This is a genomic window from Dietzia maris (genome assembly GCF_014144855.1).
In the GTDB taxonomy this organism is placed as follows: Bacteria; Actinomycetota; Actinomycetes; order Mycobacteriales; family Mycobacteriaceae; genus Dietzia; species Dietzia kunjamensis.
In genome coordinates, this window is the sequence record NZ_JAALDN010000127.1 from 1 (window position 1) to 4707 (window position 4707).

The 4707-nt window shown below is 71.1% G+C and carries 5 protein-coding genes; 3 read left to right on the plus strand and 2 right to left on the minus strand.

Annotation, left to right across the window (positions count from 1 at the left end):
* Nucleotides 1-101: 101 nt before the first annotated feature.
* Complete coding sequence (locus G6024_RS04970; protein WP_119192900.1) at nt 102-2078, plus strand: arabinofuranosyltransferase; 1977 nt, start codon at nt 102-104, stop codon at nt 2076-2078.
* A gap of 59 nt (nt 2079-2137) precedes the next feature.
* Here the strand turns inward: G6024_RS04970 and G6024_RS04975 are convergent, their stop codons facing one another.
* Together G6024_RS04975 and G6024_RS04980 are read right to left on the minus strand one after the other, a co-directional pair.
* On the minus strand, nt 2138-2485 hold the full coding sequence (locus tag G6024_RS04975; RefSeq protein WP_159148206.1) for a hypothetical protein: 348 nt from the start codon (nt 2483-2485) through the stop codon (nt 2138-2140).
* A 7-nt stretch (nt 2486-2492) separates the two neighbouring features.
* Nucleotides 2493-3389, minus strand: a complete 897-nt coding sequence (locus tag G6024_RS04980; protein ID WP_119192901.1) for a glycosyltransferase family 2 protein — start codon at nt 3387-3389, stop codon at nt 2493-2495.
* 63 nt (nt 3390-3452) lie between these two features.
* Between G6024_RS04980 and G6024_RS04985 the strand changes: the two genes are divergently transcribed.
* Both G6024_RS04985 and G6024_RS04990 read left to right on the plus strand, forming a co-directional pair.
* Nucleotides 3453-4205, plus strand: a complete 753-nt coding sequence (locus G6024_RS04985; protein WP_159148207.1) for a polyprenyl-phospho-N-acetylgalactosaminyl synthase PpgS — start codon at nt 3453-3455, stop codon at nt 4203-4205.
* Nucleotides 4202-4591 carry a DUF2304 domain-containing protein gene (locus tag G6024_RS04990; protein ID WP_069389183.1) on the plus strand — a complete coding sequence of 130 codons (390 nt, stop codon included), beginning with the start codon at nt 4202-4204 and terminating at the stop codon, nt 4589-4591. The genes G6024_RS04985 and G6024_RS04990 overlap by 4 nt, the downstream gene beginning before the upstream one ends.
* Nucleotides 4592-4707 lie beyond the last annotated feature (116 nt).

Genomic DNA, 4707 nt, shown 5'->3' on the forward strand with positions numbered 1-4707 from the left:
GACGTGCGCGCCGCGATCGCGCTCCTCGCTGGCCCCGGCATCGGGGTCGCGGTCCACGTCACCGGCCTGGCCGTGACCGCGCGCCGCCCGGAAACCGACGCATGACCGACGTCCGTCTGCTCGCCCGCCGGGGCGGCGAACTCCTCGCCGCCCTCCTGGTCGCGGCCGTGGTCGGTGCCCTCACGTTCGCTGGAGTCGACGCGCTGCCGTTCGTCGAACCCAGCTGGCTGCCCGAGACCTTCGGCGCGACCCTCGCCGCGGGGGTCGTCATCCTCGCCGGGTGGCTGTTGCTGCGCAGGGCCACTGGCGGCCGGGCCCTGTGGCTGCTCGGAACCGCCGGGCCGGCTTTCCTGGCCTCCTCCCACCTCGGACTGCTGCTGAACGGCACGCCGCACTACCTGTTCGGCCTCGGCGGCGACCAGCTCAACCGCGTCGCCTACGTCACCCGCTTCGCCGACTCCCCCGCCCTCGCCGACCCCTTCTACGCCGACGCCGCGCCCTTCTACCCGCCACAGTGGTTCTGGGTGGGCGGGCAGCTGTCCCGGATCACGGGCATCGACGGCTGGGAGTTCTACAAGCCGTACGCCATCGTCACCATGGCCATCGCCGGCGCGATCGCGTTCGTGGCCTGGCGATGGCTCGTCCCCGCGCGGCTTGCCGTCGTGTTCGGTCTCGTCACCTCGGTCATCGGCGGGCACACCAACGCCTACGAGCCCTACTCGTGGATCCTCATCTGCCTGCTCCCGCAGGTCGTCGTGGCGACGTTCCTCCTCTGCGCACGGGTGGCCGCCGCAGCCGGATCCCGGACGAGCCGCGGACCCACGTGGCCGCTGGTCGCGACGATCGGCCTCTACCTCGGCTGGGCTGCGCTGGGCTACACCCTCATCGCGGGTGTCGCGGCGCTGATGGTGGGCCTCGTCGTCGTCATCCATTCCTGGCGGTACCGCGCCGATCGTGCGGTGGTCCTCGCCCTGCTCGGCCGCCTGGCCGCCATGGCGGCGATCTCCGCGGTGATCGCACTGTTGTTCTGGCACCGATTCCTGCTGGCCGCCCTCGGCGGCGCGGACACCGAACCCTCGGTGGCCAACGACTTCGCGCCCGAGATCGCCTCGCGGTGGCCGCTGCCGATGCTCGAGGTGTCCGCCGTCGGGCTACTGTGCCTGATCGGCGTGGTGTGGCTGGTCGTCACCGTCTGGCCCGATGGAGCCGGCCGGGCCTCCGAGCACGCGGCGGCGACGTTGCGAACGCGGATCGGCACCGAGCACGACACGGACCACGTCGTCGACACCGACGCCGACGGCCCTCTCCCCCCGGCCGATCGACGGCTCGTCCTCGCACAGGCCCTGGGCCTCACGGCGGTGACCGTCCTCGGGTGGTACGTGCTCTCGGGGCTGCGGGCGGTCACCGGCAGCACGCTGCTGCCGTTCCGGATGATCCCGATCATCACCCTCGTCCTCGCCCTGGCGGGCGTGGTCGGCGCGCTGACGCTGGCCCGGTGGGCCGTGCGGACCTCTCCCGACCGGTCCCGTGGCCGCGTCACCGCCGCGGCGGTGGTGGTCGCGGGCCTCGCTGCCGTCCAGATGGTGCAGCACGTCTCCGGGGAGGATGCGGAGTTCGCCGCCGAAGCCCGCGGGTTCCCCGCGGTGCCCCGCGACGTGCTGGACGCAGTGGACGACATGACCGGCGACCGGGCACCCTCGGACCTCGTCCTGCTGACCTCGGATCCGACCCTCTACGCCTACCGGCCGTACTTCTCGTTCCAGGCGCCGGCCCAGGCGTACGCCACGCCCGCCGGCCGGTACGAGGAGCGCCTCGACGAGATCCGGAGCTGGGCGGACACCGAGACCCCCGGAGAGCTGACCGCCGCGCTGGACTCGAGTGAGTTCCGCAGCCCCGACGTTCTGGTCCTCACCCGCGAGGGGTCCCGCCGCTGGGTTTTCCCCGCGATCGTCAACCAGATGCCCCGGGTCCAGAACAACGCGCGCGAGGAGATCGTCTTCCGGCCGCGGCAGTTCGACGATCCCGCCCGCTTCGACGTCCGAGAGGTGGGGTCGCGGATGGTGATCGTGCAACGCTGAGGCCCCGGCGGGCGCGCCGGGGAGCACGGGCCCACCCGGGCCCCGGCAGCAGAGACCCGCTATGCCCTCCGCAGCGATGCCTGCGCCGGGAACGGCACGACGATCTCGCGGCCCACGTCCTCCGCCGCGTCGGTGAGCACGGTGGTCAGCACGATGCGGTCGTCGTAGACGTGGGCGATGCGGACCTCGGTGTCACGCCCGTCCTCATCGACGAGGTAGCGGTCCATGAGGAAGCGGAGGCCGACCCGCTCGAGCGCGGCCTCCGCCTCGTGCCAGTCGTCGACCGGGCCCATCGGCCGGCCCAGCCTGTCGATCGGCACGAGCGCCGGCTCGGCGACCGTCATGTCGATCCAGCCGACCACCTCGCCGTCGTCGCGACGGTGCGGGATCCACGTCTCGGGGATCACCCGTGTGTCAGAACTTGCGGAACGTGTGCCCGAGCAGCTTCTTGCCGCCCTCGGTCAGCTTGCCGGCCCTGGCCGCGGTCGGGATCAGCGACAGCGCGTTGAGCCGCGAGGTGACGTGCAGGCGCGCGGCCCGCTCGGCGCTCTTCCAGCCGCGGGCGGCGAACGCGTCGGCCTCACCGGCGAAGAAGCGGGCCTCCTCGTCGAACCGCCGACCGTCGAGGGCGCGGACCGACGAGTCCGACGCCGAGTGCCGGCGGTAGAGGAACGCCAGCGTGGGGTCGTAGATCATGTGGCCGCCCCCGGTGATGACGTCAACCAGCAGCGCGAGGTCCTGCACCACGTCCAGACCCTCACGGAACCCGATCCGCTTGACCCACTCGGAGTTCCACGCCAGCGACGGGAAGTAGGTCCAGTTGCCGTGCATGAGCGAGGTCATGAGCTTCTCGCCGTGCAGCACGGTGCGGCCCTGCGCCTTGGGCTGGGTGAACGCCTTCACCGAGTCGGACAGCCCCCGGACGGGCGCGCCGTGCTCGTCGATGACGCTGACCCCCACCTCCATCACGGCGGCGTCCGGCACGGCGGCGAACCCGTCGGCCACGACCTGCAGGTAGTTGGGCAGCATGATGTCGTCGGCGCCCATCACCACGACGACCGGCGCGGTGACCATCCCGAGGCACTTGCGGTAGTTGCCGTTGGCGCCGAGGTTGGTCTCGTTCTTCTCGTAGGTCACCCGCTCGTCGCGCGCGGTGATCTCGCCCATGTAGCGGGCCGGTTCCGGATCCGGGTAGCCGTCGTCCACCACGACCAACCGGAAATCGCGGTAGCTCTGCGCCAGGACACTGTCCACGGCCTTCTTGAAGTGGTCGACGTCCCCGTAGTAGGGGAGCATCACGTCGATGGCCATCAGGGGAACCGCCGTCCTTCTCGTCACCGGATTGTCCGTCCGGTCGCATAGTATCGACCTCCGATGAGCAGTGACAGTGAGCAGCACCCAGGCGGCGACTCGGCGGGCCGGAACGAGGACGTCCGAAACCACGACGTGTGGCTGATCGTCCCGTGCTTCAACGAGGGCACCGTGATCGAGGAGGTGCTCCGTTCGGCGCGTGGGACGTTCCCCAACATCGTGGCGGTGGACGACGGTTCGGCGGACAACTCGGCGACGGCGATCCACCGCGCGGGTGCGCACCTGGTCCGCCACCCGGTGAACCTGGGCCAGGGCGCGGCCATCCAGACCGGCGTGGAGTATGCCCGCGCCCAGCCGGGGGCCCGGTACTTCGTCACCTTCGACGCCGACGGGCAGCACCAGGTCAAGGACGTGCTGGCCATGGTGGAGCGGGTGCGCTCCGAGCCGGTGGACATCGTCGTGGGCACGCGCTTCGGGCGCCCCCGCCGCGACGACGACCAGGTGCCGCTGATCAAGCGTCTCGTGTTGCGGACCGTGGTGCTGCTGAGCCCGCGCACCCGGCGGCTGGGTCTGACCGACGCCCACAACGGTCTGCGCGTGTTCAACCGACGCGTCGCGGAGGACCTCAACCTCCGGATGAACGGGATGAGCCACGCCAGCGAGTTCGTGGAGCTCATGGACGGTCGCGGCTGGCGGGTGGCCGAGCAGCCGGTCGACATCCTGTACACCGAGTACTCGATGTCCAAGGGCCAGTCGCTGCTCAACGGCATCAACATCCTCTCCGACGGGTTCGTGGGACGGAGGCTGCCCCGATGATCAAGGTCCTGCTCCTGCTGGCCGGCGCCGCGCTGGTCGTGTTCTTCCTGGCCAACCGCCGCAAGGCGCGCGCGAAGGCCGGGGTGAAGATCGGCTTCGTGCTGTTCGTCGTGTTCATGGTCTACGCCGTGATCCGGCCCGATGACCTCACCGTGGTCGCCAACGCGCTCGGGGTCCAGCGCGGCACCGACCTGGTGCTGTACGCGCTGGTCATGGGCTTCGCGTTCGTGACGGTGTCCACCTATGTGCGTTTCCGCGAGCAGGAACTGCGGTACTCGCGCCTGGCGCGGACGATCGCGTTACAGAACGCGGTGCGGCCCGATGACAAGGTCGACGCGGTGGTCATGAAGCCGGCCCCGGACGACGACGACCCGATGCGGTCCTGACCGCAGCCGTGGACGGGGGCGCGAACGAGGACGTCCGCGGCGAGGCCGCGCGCCTGCGACGCCGCCTCGGGGTCGCGCGCGGACGACTCGACGCGCTCCTCCAGGCCGCTGGCGAC

Bases quoted from the DNA above. Each gene is read 5' to 3' on its own strand.
- G6024_RS04970 (WP_119192900.1), top strand. From the start codon at position 102: ATGACCGACGTCCGTCTGCTCGCCCGCCGGGGCGGCGAACTCCTCGCC.
- G6024_RS04980 (WP_119192901.1), bottom strand. From the start codon at position 3,389: ATGGCCATCGACGTGATGCTCCCCTACTACGGGGACGTCGACCACTTC.
- G6024_RS04985 (WP_159148207.1), top strand. From the start codon at position 3,453: ATGAGCAGTGACAGTGAGCAGCACCCAGGCGGCGACTCGGCGGGCCGG.
- G6024_RS04990 (WP_069389183.1), top strand. From the start codon at position 4,202: ATGATCAAGGTCCTGCTCCTGCTGGCCGGCGCCGCGCTGGTCGTGTTC.